This window comes from Eudoraea sp., from assembly GCF_049669105.1.
Taxonomy (GTDB): domain Bacteria; phylum Bacteroidota; class Bacteroidia; order Flavobacteriales; family Flavobacteriaceae; genus Eudoraea.
The window spans coordinates 1-17933 of record NZ_JBATKE010000094.1; the positions used below are offsets into that span (position 1 = coordinate 1).

Annotated in this window: 20 protein-coding genes; 6 read left to right on the forward strand and 14 right to left on the reverse strand. The window is 36.3% G+C overall.

The features are described 5' to 3' along the window. The 5 genes from WBM60_RS07950 to WBM60_RS07970 all read right to left on the reverse strand — a co-directional run. Positions 1–1290: DUF4301 family protein (locus tag WBM60_RS07950; RefSeq protein WP_424282947.1), on the reverse strand; the 1290-nt coding region annotated here is incomplete at its 3' end. Further along, a complete protein-coding gene (locus tag WBM60_RS07955; protein ID WP_424259431.1) occupies positions 1287–1850 on the reverse strand; it encodes an AAA family ATPase in 564 nt (187 codons plus the stop codon). The genes WBM60_RS07955 and WBM60_RS07950, both read right to left, overlap by 4 nt. Next, entirely contained in the window at positions 1805–2443 is a 639-nt protein-coding gene (gene pnuC, locus WBM60_RS07960; RefSeq protein WP_424259430.1) for a nicotinamide riboside transporter PnuC, read from the reverse strand. The genes WBM60_RS07955 and pnuC overlap by 46 nt, the downstream gene beginning before the upstream one ends. Then, positions 2427–2687: a hypothetical protein gene (locus tag WBM60_RS07965; protein WP_424259429.1), complete on the reverse strand. Its 261-nt coding sequence runs from the start codon at positions 2685–2687 to the stop codon at positions 2427–2429. The genes pnuC and WBM60_RS07965 overlap by 17 nt, the downstream gene beginning before the upstream one ends. Positions 2688–2726: 39 nt before the next feature. Then, a complete protein-coding gene (locus tag WBM60_RS07970) occupies positions 2727–3359 on the reverse strand; it encodes a 4'-phosphopantetheinyl transferase family protein (protein WP_424276197.1) in 633 nt (210 codons plus the stop codon). 83 nt (positions 3360–3442) lie between these two features. Between WBM60_RS07970 and ahcY the strand changes: the two genes are divergently transcribed. Continuing rightward, positions 3443–4759 carry an adenosylhomocysteinase gene (gene ahcY, locus WBM60_RS07975; protein ID WP_424276198.1) on the forward strand — a complete coding sequence of 439 codons (1317 nt, stop codon included), beginning with the start codon at positions 3443–3445 and terminating at the stop codon, positions 4757–4759. 81 nt (positions 4760–4840) lie between these two features. Here the strand turns inward: ahcY and rpmA are convergent, their stop codons facing one another. The 3 genes from rpmA to WBM60_RS07990 all read right to left on the reverse strand — a co-directional run bounded on the left by rpmA (position 4841) and on the right by WBM60_RS07990 (position 6291). Next, entirely contained in the window at positions 4841–5101 is a 261-nt protein-coding gene (gene rpmA, locus WBM60_RS07980) for a 50S ribosomal protein L27 (protein WP_299158518.1), read from the reverse strand. Positions 5102–5146: 45 nt separating this feature from the next. Further along, positions 5147–5710 carry a 50S ribosomal protein L21 gene (gene rplU, locus WBM60_RS07985; protein ID WP_424278652.1) on the reverse strand — a complete coding sequence of 188 codons (564 nt, stop codon included), beginning with the start codon at positions 5708–5710 and terminating at the stop codon, positions 5147–5149. 125 nt (positions 5711–5835) lie between these two features. Continuing rightward, on the reverse strand, positions 5836–6291 hold the full coding sequence (locus WBM60_RS07990; protein ID WP_424259948.1) for a DUF4199 domain-containing protein: 456 nt from the start codon (positions 6289–6291) through the stop codon (positions 5836–5838). 168 nt (positions 6292–6459) lie between these two features. Between WBM60_RS07990 and WBM60_RS07995 the strand changes: the two genes are divergently transcribed. Together WBM60_RS07995 and WBM60_RS08000 are read left to right on the forward strand one after the other, a co-directional pair. Next, a complete protein-coding gene (locus tag WBM60_RS07995; RefSeq protein WP_424282948.1) occupies positions 6460–7785 on the forward strand; it encodes a M16 family metallopeptidase in 1326 nt (441 codons plus the stop codon). Between the two features lie 4 nt (positions 7786–7789). Then, positions 7790–9868 carry a M16 family metallopeptidase gene (locus tag WBM60_RS08000; protein WP_424278653.1) on the forward strand — a complete coding sequence of 693 codons (2079 nt, stop codon included), beginning with the start codon at positions 7790–7792 and terminating at the stop codon, positions 9866–9868. A 27-nt stretch (positions 9869–9895) separates the two neighbouring features. Here WBM60_RS08000 and WBM60_RS08005 read toward each other — a convergent pair whose 3' ends face one another. Next, positions 9896–10786 (reverse strand): DMT family transporter, encoded by an 891-nt coding sequence (locus WBM60_RS08005; protein WP_424259941.1) that lies wholly within the window; start codon positions 10784–10786, stop codon positions 9896–9898. Between the two features lie 88 nt (positions 10787–10874). Between WBM60_RS08005 and WBM60_RS08010 the strand changes: the two genes are divergently transcribed. After that, entirely contained in the window at positions 10875–11294 is a 420-nt protein-coding gene (locus tag WBM60_RS08010; RefSeq protein WP_424259939.1) for a hypothetical protein, read from the forward strand. Between the two features lie 3 nt (positions 11295–11297). On the opposite strand, the gene WBM60_RS08015 is transcribed toward WBM60_RS08010, so the two are convergent. Genes WBM60_RS08015 through mutY form a run of 5 tightly spaced genes read right to left on the reverse strand, consistent with a single transcriptional unit; the run spans position 11298 to position 15703 of the window. Then, a complete protein-coding gene (locus tag WBM60_RS08015) occupies positions 11298–12233 on the reverse strand; it encodes a pyridoxal-phosphate dependent enzyme (protein WP_424259938.1) in 936 nt (311 codons plus the stop codon). A 40-nt stretch (positions 12234–12273) separates the two neighbouring features. Next, a complete protein-coding gene (gene gldD / locus WBM60_RS08020; protein ID WP_424259937.1) occupies positions 12274–12831 on the reverse strand; it encodes a gliding motility lipoprotein GldD in 558 nt (185 codons plus the stop codon). Further along, positions 12821–14149, reverse strand: a complete 1329-nt coding sequence (locus WBM60_RS08025) for a gliding motility-associated protein GldE (RefSeq protein ID WP_424259936.1) — start codon at positions 14147–14149, stop codon at positions 12821–12823. Before WBM60_RS08025 ends, gldD begins: the two co-directional genes overlap by 11 nt. 24 nt (positions 14150–14173) lie before the next feature. Continuing rightward, entirely contained in the window at positions 14174–14641 is a 468-nt protein-coding gene (locus tag WBM60_RS08030; protein ID WP_424259935.1) for a single-stranded DNA-binding protein, read from the reverse strand. A 15-nt stretch (positions 14642–14656) separates the two neighbouring features. Beyond that, the gene (gene mutY, locus WBM60_RS08035) at positions 14657–15703 is read right to left on the reverse strand and encodes an A/G-specific adenine glycosylase (protein WP_424259934.1); all 1047 of its coding nucleotides are present in this window, start codon (positions 15701–15703) and stop codon (positions 14657–14659) included. A gap of 125 nt (positions 15704–15828) precedes the next feature. On the opposite strand from mutY, the gene WBM60_RS08040 reads away from it, so the two are divergent. After that, positions 15829–16119, forward strand: coding sequence for an HU family DNA-binding protein (locus WBM60_RS08040; protein WP_019669139.1), 291 nt, complete (start codon positions 15829–15831; stop codon positions 16117–16119). 256 nt (positions 16120–16375) lie between these two features. Beyond that, the gene (locus tag WBM60_RS08045; RefSeq protein ID WP_424276201.1) at positions 16376–17923 is read left to right on the forward strand and encodes an Rne/Rng family ribonuclease; all 1548 of its coding nucleotides are present in this window, start codon (positions 16376–16378) and stop codon (positions 17921–17923) included. Positions 17924–17933: the final 10 nt, after the last annotated feature.

The window sequence follows — 17933 nt, forward strand, 5'->3', positions numbered from 1 at the left end:
CGGGTTAAAATGTGTTGAATTCTTTAAAATAGCCATTTGGCTTTCATCGGTAGTATCCACCTGGGCAGATTCTACGATTTGCAGTGAAATATGATCATGTGCGTCTCTTATCCAAAATGGGCCGCCACCTGGTTCGCCTTCATTCTTAACCATCCCACAAATGCGAATGGGTCTGTTAATCTTGTCTTTTAATATTTCCAATTGCTCTGCGATACTAAAACTTGAAAAACTCTGCAAAAACCTAACATTGAGATCATTCTCTAAAAATGTTTTTATTTCGTGTAATTGTTCGCCATTAATGTCATTTCTATCCAACTGATCTGCATAGGCAAATGCCTTTTGTTGTATTTCCAGTAGCAAACCGGCAAGTACTTTCTTACTAGTTGTGAGCTCAGCTTCTTCTTTAGGTACTACTACATTATCAATATTTTTAATAAAGATAATATCGGCATTTTGTTCATTTAAGTTCTCAATAAGCGCTCCATGGCCACCAGGTCTAAATAATAATGACCCGTCATCCATCATAAACGGTTCATTATCAGGAGTTACAGCCAAAGTATCTGTAGAAGGTTTTTGATTTGAATAGGTAACTTCTAATTCCGTTTTTGTAGCTTTCGATACCCTGGGGCCAGCGGCTTCAAATTCCTTAGAAAATAAAGATTGGTGTTGTTCTGAAATCGTAAAATGTAGTTTTGCCTTATTGTTTACAACAACATACCTTGAAGCTTCTTTTAAATGCTCTTCAAAGGCAGTAACAGTACATTTCCCATAATTGTGAAAGGGTAAAAGTCCTTTTGGGTAAAAACCATAATTAAGGTTTTCTTTTAGTAGCATTTCACTTACAAAACGATATTTGATGTCATTTTCTGAACCGGCTTTATTTTTTATTCTTTTTTGAACAATCTCATAAAAAGGAAATTTTTTAATTTGTTTGAAAAAGGTTTTTAAATCTGTATCATCTAATCTGTCTACATAGGTATCCACATCTTCAACACGAGGATCATATTGCTCCAAAAAGTCAAAGAGGGATTTGAACATTCTGGATGCGGCTCCCGATGCCGGAACAAATTTGAGTAAACTTAAAAACCTTTTTAGTTCTTCGAACTTACTCACTAGCTCTTTCTCCCGGGCTTTACTTAATTTCATAATTCCATCGGAAACTATTGCTGCCTTTTCCAACCTTACAAATGGTATCCCCTCTTTAAAGGTCTCTATCTGATCCAGAACCTTTTCTTTTGAGATTCCTTTTTCCAGTAGTTGTTGTAAATCCATTGGTGAAAATTCAATCATTTGCCGAGTAATTTATCGATGGATTTAATGGCCAGCGCAAGCCTTTTTCCATTGTCCCCATTTAAAATAATAAAATTCCTATCATACTTTTCCAATGTTTCCTTAAAATAGAGAAACATGCGTTCTCGTTCATTAGGTTTATCCCGAAGATCGTCTTTTTCCCAGGGAATATCTATTGAAGTTAGTAAATAAAGATCGTATCTATTCTGCAAAGCGTATTTTTCCAAAATAGGATCGCAATAACCAAGGTAATATGCTTCAGAATATACTTTGGTCTCTAAAAGATCTGTATCGCAAATAAGCAGGTTATTTGCTTTTTCCGTCAAATAATTTTCCAAGCGAATTTGGCCTTCTGCAATAGGTAGTAAATCATGTGGTTCACAGGTTCTTTGTTCTTTATTCCACTTTTCCTGTAAATATTCGCGTGCGTATTCTGGTACCCATTCTGTTTGATAGTGATTAGCAAGTTCCTGAGCTAGGGTAGTTTTACCTGTTGATTCAGGACCAAACAGAACTACTTTAATAATGTCAGCGGGCTTTTGTTTAAGTTTTTCTTCCATGCCATATAACCGTAAATGGCGATTATGGTGAATAAAAAATATTGAAGTGATGTAAAAATAAGTCCTTTATACAAATATAAAGGAACTGTAATTACATTACCAATAATCCAATAGGTCCAATTTTCCAATTTTTTTTTGGCCATAAGCCACATTCCCACAAAGAAAATAGCCGTTGTAAGTGTGTCAACATAAGCTGTCCAACTATTAAATTTATCAAATAAGGTATATACCAGAGAAACAAAAGCAATCGCACTAATAAACAGGAATATGGACCATTTTTTCTCTTGGCTGTTCATTTTTGTAATTGGGATAAAATGGTTGGCATCCACTTTTCGTGTCCAAATGTACCATCCTATAATACTCATGGAAAAATAATATGCGTTTATAAGCATGTCACCCAATAACCCGTATACCCAAAGAATATATACAAAGATCCCTGTGTTGATTATTCCGGTAGGAAATACAAGGATATTTTCTCTTTTTGCATACCATACACTTAAAAACCCGAAAACAACGCCAATCATTTCAAGGATGATTAGAAACGTAGGGATATCCTGGTATTGAGCAAAGACCCAATCAAAAATCTGGTTCATAATTGCTTCGGTCTGTTTTGACAATTTTAATATACATTAAACCATTTTCCATTAATTCCAAAGCAAGTTTAATTTCTCCATTAAGTAGTTTCATTATATCATCATAATCTCCATAAATCTGTGTACTTAAAGGATTTTCCAGGACAGTAAAACCGGAGGCCCGTATTTTTTTGATAAAACCTATAATCAGCTCTTCATAATTATCCTGTAACGGGCTTAAGGTCAGTTCAACGGATATATTCATAATTTGTAAATTAAAATCCGGCCATTCTTTATATTACGCTTATTTTTTAATCGCATATACACAGGTAAATTCTTCAAATTCCAGAAAAGTAATATTATAGTCAGATGTACGCCCATCATAACTGATAATACCCCTGGTAGTATTATCGGTGTTTTTAAAATCATGGATATAAATATGATCCATAAAACTTAAGCCGTGAGTGGCATATATCTTATAAAGAGACTCTTTGGCGCCCCAAATGATAGTCAGTTTCTTAACAAGTTCCTTTGCTTTTTTAATATCGGCATATGCTTCCATAGGTGTAAACTTATGCCCAATAATGGTTATTTTATCCCTTTGTTTCTCGATATCAATCCCAACCTCATCTTTCTGACTTACAATTATCCCTGTAAAATGATACGAATGCGTAATGGAGATATGATTTCCATCTTTCAGATGTGGCTTTCCGGCCTCGTCATAAAAAAGATCACTATCTACATAACCCGCTAGCCTCATTAAGTGACGGATACTTAAAAATCCTCTCCTATGGAGTTCAGACTTCATACCATTCATTCTAAGCTGGCATTTATTGGTAAGTTCAATATTTAAGGATAGTTCCTTTTCAGATTCCGTAATCTTCCAAATGTATAGCTTAGTATAAGGGTTTACTATTATAGTTTTGTATAGAGGCATACAATATTTTAATTTATCATTACCTTTGACTTTTGAAATTATAAAAGGACTTTTGTAGGACGAATGTAAAAAATAAAAAAGATATGCGAACCAATACAATACCATACGTTCCATTTAAAGTCAAGGACATTACCTTGGCAGAGTGGGGAAGAAAAGAAATAGAATTGGCTGAAGCAGAGATGCCCGGGTTAATGGCCTTACGTGAAGAGTACAAAAAAGAACAACCGCTTAAGGGTGCCCGTATTGCGGGTTGTCTTCATATGACCATACAAACAGCGGTACTTATAGAAACCCTGACTGCTCTTGGTGCTGAAGTTACTTGGAGTTCATGCAATATTTTCTCCACTCAGGATCATGCCGCTGCCGCCATAGCCGCTACCGGTATACCTGTTTATGCCTGGAAGGGTATGAATGAAGAGGAATTTGACTGGTGTATAGAACAAACACTGTTTTTTGGTGAAGAGCGAAAGCCGCTTAATATGATTCTGGATGATGGGGGCGATCTTACCAATATGGTATTGGATCAATTTCCGGAACTAACCTCTGGAATTAAGGGTCTTTCAGAAGAAACAACCACTGGAGTCCACCGCCTATATGAGCGTTTCAAAAATGGAGAATTACCTATGCCGGCAATAAATGTGAATGATTCGGTCACCAAATCCAAATTTGATAACAAATATGGCTGCAAGGAAAGTGCAGTCGATGCCATTCGCCGGGCCACGGATACCATGCTAGCCGGAAAACGAGTTGTTGTTGCAGGTTATGGTGATGTTGGAAAAGGTACTGCAGCTTCCTTCAGAGGGGCAGGAGCAATAGTAACTGTTACAGAAATAGATCCTATTTGCGCTCTGCAGGCCTGTATGGATGGCTATGAGGTAAAAAAACTAGAAACAGTAGTTAATAATGCCGACATTGTAATAACGGCTACAGGAAATAAGGATATCCTTAAAGCAGAGCATTTCAGAGCTATGCGTGATAAAGCTATAGTGTGTAACATAGGACATTTTGACAACGAAATAGATATGGCCTGGTTAAATGATAATTATGGCAATACCAAGGATGAGATTAAACCACAAGTAGATAAATATACTATTGATGGAAAGGACATTATAGTACTTGCCGAAGGACGTTTGGTTAATTTAGGATGTGCCACCGGCCATCCAAGCTTTGTAATGAGTAATTCATTTACAAACCAAACACTTGCACAAATAGAACTATGGAAACATAGCGATAAATATGAAAATAAGGTATATATGCTTCCTAAGCATTTGGATGAAAAAGTTGCCAAACTGCATTTAGGACGTTTAGGTGCTGAACTTACTGAATTGCGGAAAGATCAGGCTACTTATATTGGGGTTGAAGTTAAAGGCCCTTATAAGCCGGATTATTATAGGTATTAGAGATCAAAATCTTATTTATATACACAAAAAACCCATTATGAAAACATAATGGGTTTTTATTTTGAGTTATTCAATTGAGTATTAAGCCTCAAAAGGCTCTATAGAAACATAAGATTTTCCGCCTGCTTTCTTTTGAAACTTTACAAGTCCGTCTACTTTTGCATGCAAGGTATGGTCTTTACCGGCGTAAACATTATTACCAGGATTGTGCCTGGTACCACGTTGTCTTACAATAATATTTCCTGCAATAGCAGCCTGTCCTCCAAAAATCTTAACCCCTAAGCGTTTCGATTCTGATTCTCTACCGTTTTTAGAACTACCTACACCTTTTTTATGTGCCATGATATTATTTTTTATACCAAGCCTGGGCTGGTATTAGTTATTAACTTATTTATTTAATGCCTCAATAAGATCGGCCTTTTTCATAGAAGAAATCCCGGAGATTCCTTTGGCTTTGGCCATTTCCTTTAATTCAGCTACTGTTTTTTTGCTTAAATCAAGAGCTTCTTTAGGAGCTTCCTTTGCTTTTTCAACTTTAGCCTTAGGAGCTTCAGTTTTTGGAGCCGCTTCCTTTACTGGTACAGCTTTTGCAGGAGCTTCTTTTTTAGGTTCGGCCTTAGCCACAGTTTTCTTAGCACCTTTGGCTACAATACTTTCGATAACCAATTCGGTTAGATACTGGCGATGACCATTCTTCTTTCGAAACCCTTTACGTCTTTTCTTTTTAAAGACAATTACCTTGTCTCCCTTTAAGTGTTTAACGACTTTAGCCTCTACAGCGGCTCCGTCTATAGCTGGGGCGCCAATTGTAATGTTATTACCATCTTCCAGTAAAAGGACGTTATGAAAAGAAACTTTATTTCCTTCGTCTTCCTGCAAACGGTGAACATATACCTTTTGGTCTTTCGCAACTTTAAATTGCTGCCCTGCTATTTCTACAATTGCATACATAGCGTAAAATTAAATATTTTTATTTTCCTTTAAATGAGCTTTTTAGCATAATAAACACCAAAGGCGCTCTAAAGGCGGGTGCAAATATACTGCTAAATTGGGAAATCACAAGAGTTTTTTTTATTCTAATCAGATTTTTTCTTGAGGTTCTTCGGAGTTTTAAACAACTGCATAAATGTAAGTGTCAACACCACGGTAGTGGCAAATCCCATAATTGCCACTGTAAAGAATACGATTCCCTCAAAATTTTTGAAATTATTAAACCAACTGGTTGAAAGTTCTTTTAAAAAGTCTGTATTAATCTCGGTAGCGTAAAAAGCAAAAAAGAAGGTAAAAATCAGCGTTGCCACAACGCCGGTTACCATTCCTGCCTTAAATCCAACTCCATAGTTGAAGTTGTGTTTTTCCTGAAGCCTAAAATATTTTATGGCCTCATATATTCCGAAACCCGTAATTACTCCATTAAAAAGACTAAAAAACACATTGGTATGCAATCCAAAAAGCGACAAAACCAAAAAATATGCGATAAGACTTCCACTGGTTGCAATACCAAAGCGTATTGGAAGGGCGATTTGTTTCATCTTTTTGATTTTTGCTTGTGTCCTTGAAAATAATGAATATTGCGCAATTATCATATAAATTCTTGTTAAAGAAGAAGAGTTTTCTTTCTCATAAATCCAAAAAAATTATATTAGTGGCTCTTAAAAACTTATAAAAAAAGTATAAATCAATCTGTTTAAGTGAAATTTATGAAAAGAAAGTTATACACAGCTCTGTTATCACTCCTGGCTTTTGTGGCAGTGAGCGGGCAAGAAGTGATCTATGAAGAGTATGACCTGGAAAACGGGCTTCATGTTATTCTTCATCAGGATAATACCGCCCCGGTTGTAACCACTTCAGTAATGTACCATGTTGGAGGTAAAGACCGAACTGAAGGTCGCACCGGATTTGCCCATCTCTTTGAACATCTGCTAACGACCGAAGGAACAAAAAATATGAAACGGGGTGATGGATTTAAGATTGTTCGTGCCAATGGAGGCCAGAATAATGCCAATACTTCTCAGGACAGAACCTATTACTATGAAGTGTTTCCATCAAATAGTTTAAAATTAGGATTGTGGATGGAATCAGAACGCATGCTACATCCTATTATTGATCAAATAGGTTTAGATACTCAACAAGAAGTGGTAAAAGAGGAAAAGAGGCTGAGCGTTGACAATTCACCATATGGACAATTACTTCCTGTCTTAGGAAAAAGCCTTTTTAAGGTACATCCTTATAAGGATCCAAATATTGGGTATATGGAAGATCTGGATGCGGCCACAATTGAAGATGTGAAAGCATATCATAAAAAGTACTATGCCCCTAATAATGCCGTGCTAGTGATAGCTGGAGATATTGATATAACTCAAACAAAGAAGCTGATTAGAGATTATTTTTCGGATATCCCGAAAGGTGAAACAATAGTGAGGAATTATCCCAAAGAAGAACCCATTGTTGAAGAAGTGCAAACCCAGGCTTATGACCCTAATATCCAAATACCTGCATCACTTATTGCTTATCGCACTCCGGGATTTACTCAAAGGGATGCTTATGTTCTGGACATGATCTCAACCTACCTCAGTGATGGTAAAAGTTCCAAATTGTACAAAAAAATGGTTGACGATCAGAAACAAGCTTTACAGGTAGGTGCTCTTAAAATTCCTCAGGAGGATTACGGGATGTACTTAGTTTATGCCCTTCCTGTTGGGGAAACTAGGCTCAAAGTATTGGTCACCGAAATGGAAGAAGAAATTGCTAAGGTACGTGAAGAAATAATTTCTGAAAATGACTTTCAAAAACTGCAAAATAAATTCGAAAATAATTTTGTGAACTCTAATTCGAGTGTACAAGGTATCGCAAATTCTTTGGCGCGAAATTATATGTTGTATGGAGATACTGCATTAATAAACAAAGAAATTGACATTTACCGTTCAATTACACGGGAAGAAATTCAGGAAGTCGCTGAAAAATACCTAAAGACCAATCAAAGGGTAATCATCGATTACCTACCAGAAGAAAAAATTGACAATTAAGAAAATGAAAAAAAAATATACAATATTTGTTTTGCTTTTTATGGCCATGACCATAAAAGCTCAAGTAGACAGGACTGTAATTCCCAAACCAGGACCGGCACCCGAAATTAAACTGGAAGACCCACAACGTTTCGAACTCACGAACGGACTTAAAGTTTTGGTAGTAGAGAATCATAAATTGCCAAGAGTTTCCATTCAGCTTACTATAGACAATTCCCCAATTGCCGAAGGAGAAAAGGCAGGGGTTTCAAGTCTCACTTCAAGTTTATTAGGGAATGGATCCAAATCAATTTCCAAGAATGATTTTAATGAAGAGGTTGATTTTCTTGGAGCAACGTTAAATTTTGGTTCCCAAAGTGCCTATGCAAGTGGGTTGTCCAAATATTTTGCCAGAATCCTGGAACTTTTGGCAGATGCTGCTATTAACCCCAATTTTACCCAGGAAGAATTTGATAAGGAAAGAGATAGACTCATCACAGGTTTAAAGACAGAAGAAAAAGATGTTCCGGCAATTGCGAGCAGGGTACAACTTGCATTAGCTTATGGCAAAAATCATCCTTATGGTGAGTTTGTTACTGAAGAGACCGTAAATAATGTTACTCTGGCCGACGTGGAAAGGTTTTATGAGGAATTATTTGTGCCTGCCAATGCATATCTGGTGGTTATCGGGGATGTGAAATTTGATGGGGTAAAAGAATTAGTAACTAAAAATTTTGACAATTGGGTTAAAGCATCGCCACCATCATTGGGATACTCGGAACCTTTAGACGCGCAATATACGCAGATAGACTTTGTGGATGTTCCCAATGCTGTGCAATCGGAGATAGCCATACAAAACCTTGTAAATCTAAAAATGGATAGTGAGGATTATCTGGCAGCACTAATGGCCAATCGCATATTGGGTGGTGGACCTCAGGCTCGTATTTTTCAAAATCTCAGATCAGATAAAGGTTATACTTATGGCGCTTACTCAAGTATTGGTAATGATAAATACGCTCCATCAAGATTCAGGGCAGCGACCAGTGTTCGCAACTCTGTAACGGATAGTTCTGTAGTAGAAATAATCAAAGAAATTGACAGGATAATAAAAGAACCTGTTACAGAAAATGAACTGAGGGATGCAAAAGCCCTATATGTGGGGAATTTTGTTTTGGCATTAGAGCAGCCTTCAACAATAGCCAGATATGCTCTAAATATTGAAACAGAAGGTTTACCCAATGATTTTTATAAGACGTATTTAGAACGCATAAATGCAATTACTGTTGAAGATGTCCAAAAAGCTGCTCAGAAATACTTCCATATAAATAATGCAAGGATTGTCGTAGCCGGTAAAGGAAGTGAAGTTTTAGAAAATCTGGAAAAAGTTTCTTTTAATGGAAGAACCCTTCCTGTTAACTATTATGATAAATATGCTAAAGCTGTTAAAAAACCAAATTATGAAGTAATGCTACCCGAAGGGGTAAACGTACAGAGTGTTTTAGACTCCTATTTTGAAGCAATCGGGGGAAAAGCCGCGGTTGACAGGATACAATCCCTAAAACTGGTTTACGAAGGGTCTGCCATGGGATCAACTATTAAAACCGAGGAAAAAAGGACTGCCGACAAATATGTACAAACTACCTTTATGAACGATGCCCCAATGATGGGGGTTATTGCAAAAGGGGATGAGTTATTTATGAAACAGGGCGGCAACAAAGTTCCTTTACCACCTGAAATGCAGCAAGATATGAAGGCCGCCATGGGGATTTTTCCTGAACAGGGAATCGCTTTAAGCACTAAAGCAAAACTTACGGGCACAGAAGATGTAGATGGCAAATCCGCTTATAAAATCGAAGTTCCCGGAGAAACCGTTCAGACGACTTATTTCTATGATGTGGAATCGGGGTTAAAAGTAAAGGAGGCCACAATAATCAATATGAATGGCCAAACCCAAAACCAGGAGGTTAATTATAAAGACTATCAGGAAGTAGATGGAATTAAATTTCCTTCAGTTAAAGTGGGTTCGATGGGTCCACAAATGATTGAGACTAAATTACTTGAAGCGGTAATCAATGTGCAAGTAACTGAGGAAGATTTTAACTAAAATTACAACACTGAATTCAAGGGCACCTCAAATTTGAGGTGCTTTTTTTTTCTTGTTTACCAGGTATACCCCTACTAGAATAATGCCCCCAGTGAAAAATTGTCCCAATGTAAATTTTTCTCCATCAAGAACTCCCCAGAAAATCCCTACAACCGGTATTAAATAAGTAACAGAGACCGAAAAAACAGGGGATGATATATGAATTAGTTTATTAAACATTACCTTGGCAATACCGGTTCCAAGCACACATAGGACCACTATATATCCCAGTGAACTCAGGAAATTTTCACCTCCAGTTACTTTTGCCTCAAATACTCCAGAGAAAGGCAATATAATTAATGCAGGTACTAACATAATTGCGAAATTACCAACCGCTATGCCTAAAGGAGATACATCATATAACTTACTTTTTATAATATTTGCATTGAAAGCATAACAAATTGTTGCAAAAACAACCAAGCCGGCGTACCAATAATTCTGTTCCGGGTTAATTTCTGCACCCAAAGTAATAAGCAAGATTGCACCTGCCAATCCAATTATAACACCAAGGAGCTGATTGCTGTTAAAAGCGATCCTAAAAGCTAAATAACCAACAGCAATAGTAAAAAGAGGTACCAAGGAATTTAAAATTGAAGCAATGCTACTATCTATTTGAGTCTGAGCAAAAGCAAATAGAAAAACGGGGATAAAACTACCAACAATCCCGGATATGGCTATCCATTTCCACTGTTGTCTGGTTATCCCTCTAAGGGATTTTAATCCAATTATAAATAATAAGAGTGCAGCAATTATTATTCGCAGTACACCTAATTGAATCGGTGTAAAGCCTTCCAAACCCTTTTTAATTAGTATATAAGAAGTACCCCAGATAATGGAAAGAACTATGAGGTATAGCCATTTTCTGTTAAGGTCACTCATTACAATTTAAATTTGTTCAAAAGTCCTACTTTTTGATGGAATAAAGCCGCGGTTTTTCTTAATTTTACCAACTTAAAAACAAGTTATCATGAAAATAAAATATGTGTTTTTTACCGCCATGACTTTAGTCTTCTTTTTATCTTGTAAAGAAGAAAAAAAGAAATCTGAAACTCTTTCACAAATGAAAGAAGTTATGGCTATCCATGACGAGGTGATGCCTAAAATGGGGACAATTGGTAAGCTTGTTTCAGAACTCAAACCAAAAATAGACTCCACAGAAAAGGGAATTGCATATGACAAGGCCATGAAAGATTTACAGGCAGCTCATAATTCTATGATGGATTGGATGAAAGGTTTTGGAGATCGCTTTACTTCAGATGAAATCCTCAATGACGCTGAACTTACCGAACAAAAACAAGAGTGGTTAAATGAGGAAGAAAAGAAGGTCAAAGCTTTAAAGTTACAGATCAATAACAGTATTGAAAATGCTGAAAAATTACTGGAATAGTCTTTAAAAAGGCAATTGATTCAAATCTACATTCCCTCCTGATATAATGATTCCTATTTGTCGACCATGATAGTTATCCTTTTCGCGAATCAAAGCCGCAAAAGCAACCGCACTGGAAGGTTCAACTATGATCTTTAAACGTTCCCAGATTAGGCGCATCGCAATGACTATTTCGTCTTCAGTGACACGTATAATGTCGTGCACATGTTTTTTAATTATTGGAAAAGTTTTGTCTCCCAAAACTGTTTTTAAACCATCAGCAATGGTATTTGTGGTACTATTTGATTCAATCTTACCACTATGAAATGATCGGTAAGCATCATCTGCCTCGTATGGTTCCCCACCAACAACTTTGCAATTATTGCCAAAATAATGTGCAGACAGTGCCGTACCTGCTATTAACCCGCCCCCGCCTATAGGAGTAAATATGTAATCCAATTCGGGATAATCTTCCAACAATTCCATGGCAGCCGTACCTTGTCCAATTATTACATTCATATCATTTGAAGGGTGAATAAAAGTCGCCCCTGTTTCCCTGGCAATCTTGTTGGCCGCAAACGAACGAGACTCAATTGTTGGCTCACATTCTACAACAATACCACCGTATTGACTCACTGCAACTTTTTTGACTTTTGGTGCATTTGATGGCATTACTATATGTGCCTGCACATTAAGGCTTTGGGCTGCAAGTGAAAGTGCCTGTGCAAAATTTCCTGATGAATGAGTAACAACACCTTTGGCTCTTTCTTCTTCTGATAACAACAATATTGCATTGGTGGCTCCTCTCATTTTATAGGCACCCATTCGTTGAAAATTCTCGCATTTAAAGAATAATTCTGCTCCGGTAATATCGTTCAATAAACGGGATGTTAGTACCGGTGTACGATGTATATATGGCTTAATCCTTTTGTGGCAATCGAGAAGTTGTTTTCTGTACATAGATTACAAATCTTTTGATTAGCAGGCCCTAAGGTCTAATTTATTCTCTCCAGCGAAGTGATTCCATTATTTTCCTTATATCCTTTTGTAAATAAATTGCAGCGGGATAAATAGAATCATAATTGGGTTTCGCTCTAAAGTAAAGTGATCCTGTTACAAAATGTTGCGTACTGTCTGTTACATAAAATTGTGCTTGTGATGCGGCATCCCCCAATACTTCGTAGAACATACCATACACTCCGTCTTTTTCATTAACGAAAGGCTGTTCCGTAATGTTATCAGCCTTAACAACATGTTCGTAAGACAGTTTTTGAGCATCTGCCAACAATTCTTCCAAATTATTGTCCACTTCTTTATAGGTTATAAAAATGGACCCTTTCATCAAAGGGTAATCCAGAGTAACTGAAAAGTTTTTATTTTTTTTTATTATCGCCTGGGAGTTATGCTCAAATTGGAATTTCTCTGTAACCAGGTTTTCTAGGGGTGACTCAGGATATTCTAAACGAAGCATTGCCTTTGGTTTTGGAAGGACGTCATCACCACATGAAACCAAAAATGTGATGACTATTAGAATAATTAAATATGACTTAATATTCATGAGGTAAGGTAACTTTAATTTGCTTTAATCGTTTCTTATCAAGGCTCTCCACCAAAAACTGGTAGTCCATATAAGTTACTATTTCCCCTCGTTTAGGAAAACTTCCGGCTATTTCCAGCACAAATCCTGCTATTGTTTCAGATTCACCCTTTTGTACTTCAAAGTCCTCCTCATTTTTAATTTTTGTAACCCTGTAAAAGTCTTTCAAGGTTGTTTTACCTTCAAAAATATAAGTAAAGTCATCCAGTTTAGAAAAAATCAAATCTTCATCATCAAATTCATCCGAGATATCTCCAACAATTTCCTCAATTACATCTTCCAGAGTTACAATACCTGAGGTCCCTCCATATTCGTCTACAACAACTGCCAAATGGTTCTTTTTATCCTGAAATTCTAAGAGAAGATCATCAAGTTTTTTATTTTCAGGTACAAAATATGGTTCTCTGATAAGCGTTAACCAGTTAAAATTTTTTCTTTCTATATACGGGAGCAAATCCTTAACATACAGGACCCCCAATACATTATCCATATTTTCTGAAAATACCGGGATACGGGAATATCCATGATTCTTTATTTCTTCCAAAACATCTGTGAATTTCATTTCTTCACTTAGAGCGAAGATATCTAAACGTGGCCTCATCACTTGTTTTGTATCTGTATTGCCAAAAGAAACTATTCCCTTCAAAATCTTTTGCTCTTCCTTAGTGGTGTCTCCTTCAGAAGTGAGTTCAAGAGCTTGTGAAAGGTGATCTACACTTAGGCTGGATCTCTGCTTCCCTAATTTGTTATACAGAAAAATAGTTGCAGAACGCATTGGCGAGCTAAGCGGTGTTAAGAGGATATCAAGAATTTTCAAGGGGTAAGCCATAAACAGTGAAAACTGAAATTTATTTCTATTTGCATAAATCTTAGGAAGTATTTCGCCAAACATCAATATTAAAAAAGTAGCTACCAATACTTCCAGCAAAAAACGCACAGATATTAAACCAAATAACAGATAATTAATTTTCGAGAAAAGGGTGTCTCCTATGGAATTAAACAAAAGAACAATCCCAATATTAATGGCATTATTAGCAATAAGAATTGTTGCCAGAAGCTTTTTGGGACGTCCTAATAATTTTACTACTATCTTCCCTCTTGCAGTTTTCTTTTCTTCTATTTCGTTCAAATCGGATGGTGAGAGACCAAAAAAAGCAACTTCAGCCCCTGAAATAAGGGCAGAGCAAAGTAATAGCACCAATAGCATTACAATTTTTAATACAAAAGTGCTGTCAATTACCGCAAGATTTATAAATAAACTTAGGGGGTCAGGATCCAATAGTCAAAATTTACTTTTAGTTGTTTAGAATGGTAAATCATCATCCTGTTCCTGCTCATTTACAGGTTGCACGTCCCTTGTGGAATCGGGTTGAGTTGTTCCTGACATGGGCTGTTTCTGTGGAATATTGCCTGTAACATTGGCCATGCTTTCCTTCTTAGTAGATAGAAAGGTAAAATCCTGAACATTAACCTCTGTAGTGTATCTGGTATTACCGTCTTCTCCCTGCCATTGTCTGGTTTTTAATCTGCCCTCCACATATATTTTATCTCCTTTGCTAAGGTACTTTTCGCATATTTCTGCAGCTTTATTACGAACGACAATATTATGCCACTCTGTATTAGTAACCTTTTCGCCGGTTTGCTTATTAGTATAAGATTCATTGGTAGCGATAGGAAATCTACCTATACAGTTGCCACCATCAAAATAATGCATTTTTACTTCGTCACCCAGATGCCCAATTAGCATCACCTTATTCAATGTTCCGCTCATAATATTTTAATTATATCAAAAGTACGACTTTTTGAGTGTATTTATAAATTCTGCAATTAAAACAGGCACAGGATATTTATCCAACTCCATAGGTGACAATCCATCTGCCAACCGGTCTGATGTTTTGACTATCCAAAACTTAGTATATAAGTGTTGATGAGACAATTTATGTACAATAGTTTTATCTGAAGACTCATATATCTGGTGGGGTTCCTCCAGTGTCAGAATTTCCGGTAATCTTTGTATCACCTCTTTAACACTTATTTCCTCCTGGGTTTCTATTAGTGGAAACTCATATAAATTCTGCCAAATATCTTTACCCGATCTTTTTATAAGATGTGTATTTTTATTTTCATCCAGAACAACCAGATAATTAAAAAAACGCTTTTTTACTTTCGCCTTTTTTAGTTTTACCGGGTATTTATCAATACTATTTGTTTGAAGTGCCACACAAGTTTTATTTAATGGGCAGGATAAACAAAGAGGCTTTTTAGGAGTACACTGAATAGCACCAAACTCCATAATTCCCTGATTATAATCTCTTATGTTCTTTGTACTCAAAACTTTCCGGGCCAGATTTTTAAAATATGCTATTCCTTTATTTGCATTTATTGGAATATCAACACCAAAATACCTTGCTAAAACCCTATAAACATTTCCATCTACAACTGGTTCGGGTTGGTTATAACTTATAGACGCTATGGCACTTGCTGTATAATCTCCCACTCCTTTTAATTTCAATAATTCTTCATAGGAATCCGGAAAGTTCCCATTGTATTCTTTAACAATTTTTTTGGCAGTATAGTGCAGGTTTCTGGCGCGGGAATAGTATCCAAGTCCCTGCCAAAGTTTTAGAACTTCTTCTTCACTGGCATCCGCCAATTCATAAACGGTTGGGAATTGTTCAATGAACTTAATATAATACGGCGTTCCTTGAGCCACTCTTGTTTGCTGCAACATTATTTCTGAAAGCCATATCCTGTATGGGTCGGTGGTATTTCTCCAGGGAAGTGACCTTTTGTTTTCAGAATACCAAAGAAGAATTTTTTTTGAAAACGTCATCACTTAAATACTAATGAGCAAAAGTAAGAGTTTATATACTTAAAATTAGTCGATTAAGATGAAAGAATGAATTTAATTTATATATTTGCAAGCTTGAAAAACTTACAGAAATCTAAAATACTAAAATGACGAAAGCGGACATTGTATCGAGAATCTCAGAAAAACTGGGCATAGAAAAAGGAGACGTACAAGCAACTGTTGAAAGTTTTATGGAAGAAGTAAAATCTTCCTTAGAAAATGGAGATAATGTTTATCTCAGAGGGTTTGGCAGTTTTATTATCAAAACAAGAGCAGAAAAAACAGGTAGAAATATTTCTAAAAATACTACTATCAAAATACCGGCTCACAATATACCTGCATTCAAACCTGCAAAGGTCTTTGTAGAAGGAGTAAAAAGTAACGTACAAGTAAAATAATAACAGCAACAAAAAGTATATTTTCATGCCGAGTGGTAAAAAAAGAAAAAGACATAAGGTAGCTACCCACAAACGAAAAAAACGTAGGAGAGCTAACCGCCACAAGAAAAAGTAGTTATCTAACTACTTTTTCATTTTATACGTTCATTGACATAGAAATTCCACAAAAGAATTTCAACGGGTTTATACAACCTGTTACAAATATTGTTTAATCCATTCGCCCTATTGTATAGGTAACGAATAAAAATTGAATCAGGTGAATAGAGAATTAATCGTAAGATCCAATTCTGATACCGTTGATTTTGCCTTATTAAATGATGGAAAACTCATAGAACTTCATAAAGATGAAGACGATAATAAATTCAATGTTGGTGATATATTAATAGCCAAAGTCAGGAAACCGGTTACCGGTCTCAATGCGGCTTTTGTTAACGTAGGTTACGAAAAAGATGCATTTTTACATTATCATGACCTTGGACCACAATTGTCCAGCATGTTGAAGTTTATTAAATTAGTGAGTACCGGGAAACTAAAAGATTTTTCCCTTAAAAATTTTCCATTTGAAAAAGATATTGATAAACATGGCAGCATTAATAATGCAATTAAAGCCAATCAGTCTCTTTTAGTGCAAATTGTTAAAGAACCCATTTCTACCAAGGGCCCCCGAATTAGTTCGGAACTTTCCATAGCCGGACGATATTTGGTTATGGTTCCTTTTTCAGATCGTGTTTCCGTATCACAAAAAATAGGAAGCAATGAGGAGAAAGACAGGCTGAAAAGGCTGGTAAAAAGCATTAAACCCAAAGGGTTTGGGGTAATTATAAGAACAGTTGCAGAAGGCAAAAAAGTAGCAGAATTAGACAAAGATCTTCAGAACTTGCTGAACAAGTGGACAGCAATGTGTAAGAAATTGTATAAAGCGCCGGCACCTTCCAAAGTTTTGGTTGAGCTGAATAGAGCTTCCTCAATATTGAGAGATGTTTTTAACGATTCCTTCAGCGGTATACACGTTGATGATGAGACGCTTTATGACCAGATTAAAGATTACGTGCAAGAGATTGCACCGAATAAAGAATCCATAGTTAAGTTGTATAATTCTTCTGTGCCAATTTTTGAAAAATTTGGTATTGAAAGGCAGATCAAAACCTCCTTTGGACGCACAGCGTCCATGAGTAAAGGCGCCTATTTGGTGATAGAACATACCGAAGCTCTTCATGTAATTGACGTGAATAGTGGTAACCGCTCCAACAAAGCAAAGAATCAAGAAGATACTGCTTTGGAAGTGAACCTCCTGGCTGCCTCAGAAATTGCAAGACAATTACGTTTGCGAGATATGGGTGGTATCATTGTTGTTGATTTCATAGACATGGTAAAAGCCGATCACAGAAGAAAACTTTTTGATCACCTAAGGGATGAGATGAAAGAAGACAGAGCCAAACATAAAATATTGCCTCCCAGCAAGTTTGGTCTTATACAAATTACCAGGCAACGGGTACGTCCCGAAGTAAATATTAAGACAACTGAGGTAGATCCCAGTGGCCTTGGCCAGGAAGTAGAGGCTCCAATTGTTTTAGTTGAAAAAATGAATGTAGATCTTGAAAGAATAATGAAAGGACCTGCAAGGGATAAAGGAATCGTGCTGAATACACATCCTTTTATTGCTGCATATTTGACTAAAGGATTCCCCTCACATCGTTCCAAATGGTTTATGGAATATAAAAAATGGATAAAAATTCAGCCAAGAGATGCTTATACATATCTCGAATACCATTTTAAAGATAAAGACGGCAAAACTATTAGATAAAAAAATGCGA

Bases quoted from the DNA above. Each gene is read 5' to 3' on its own strand.
- WBM60_RS08015 (WP_424259938.1), bottom strand. From the start codon at position 12,233: ATGTACAGAAAACAACTTCTCGATTGCCACAAAAGGATTAAGCCATAT.
- WBM60_RS07995 (WP_424282948.1), top strand. From the start codon at position 6,460: ATGAAAAGAAAGTTATACACAGCTCTGTTATCACTCCTGGCTTTTGTG.
- mutY (WP_424259934.1), bottom strand. From the start codon at position 15,703: ATGACGTTTTCAAAAAAAATTCTTCTTTGGTATTCTGAAAACAAAAGG.
- WBM60_RS07955 (WP_424259431.1), bottom strand. From the start codon at position 1,850: ATGGAAGAAAAACTTAAACAAAAGCCCGCTGACATTATTAAAGTAGTT.
- gldD (WP_424259937.1), bottom strand. From the start codon at position 12,831: ATGAATATTAAGTCATATTTAATTATTCTAATAGTCATCACATTTTTG.
- WBM60_RS08005 (WP_424259941.1), bottom strand. From the start codon at position 10,786: ATGAGTGACCTTAACAGAAAATGGCTATACCTCATAGTTCTTTCCATT.
- WBM60_RS08010 (WP_424259939.1), top strand. From the start codon at position 10,875: ATGAAAATAAAATATGTGTTTTTTACCGCCATGACTTTAGTCTTCTTT.
- pnuC (WP_424259430.1), bottom strand. From the start codon at position 2,443: ATGAACCAGATTTTTGATTGGGTCTTTGCTCAATACCAGGATATCCCT.
- rplU (WP_424278652.1), bottom strand. From the start codon at position 5,710: ATGTATGCAATTGTAGAAATAGCAGGGCAGCAATTTAAAGTTGCGAAA.
- rpmA (WP_299158518.1), bottom strand. From the start codon at position 5,101: ATGGCACATAAAAAAGGTGTAGGTAGTTCTAAAAACGGTAGAGAATCA.
- WBM60_RS07970 (WP_424276197.1), bottom strand. From the start codon at position 3,359: ATGCCTCTATACAAAACTATAATAGTAAACCCTTATACTAAGCTATAC.
- ahcY (WP_424276198.1), top strand. From the start codon at position 3,443: ATGCGAACCAATACAATACCATACGTTCCATTTAAAGTCAAGGACATT.
- WBM60_RS08000 (WP_424278653.1), top strand. From the start codon at position 7,790: ATGAAAAAAAAATATACAATATTTGTTTTGCTTTTTATGGCCATGACC.
- WBM60_RS07990 (WP_424259948.1), bottom strand. From the start codon at position 6,291: ATGAAACAAATCGCCCTTCCAATACGCTTTGGTATTGCAACCAGTGGA.
- WBM60_RS07965 (WP_424259429.1), bottom strand. From the start codon at position 2,687: ATGAATATATCCGTTGAACTGACCTTAAGCCCGTTACAGGATAATTAT.
- WBM60_RS08030 (WP_424259935.1), bottom strand. From the start codon at position 14,641: ATGAGCGGAACATTGAATAAGGTGATGCTAATTGGGCATCTGGGTGAC.
- WBM60_RS08040 (WP_019669139.1), top strand. From the start codon at position 15,829: ATGACGAAAGCGGACATTGTATCGAGAATCTCAGAAAAACTGGGCATA.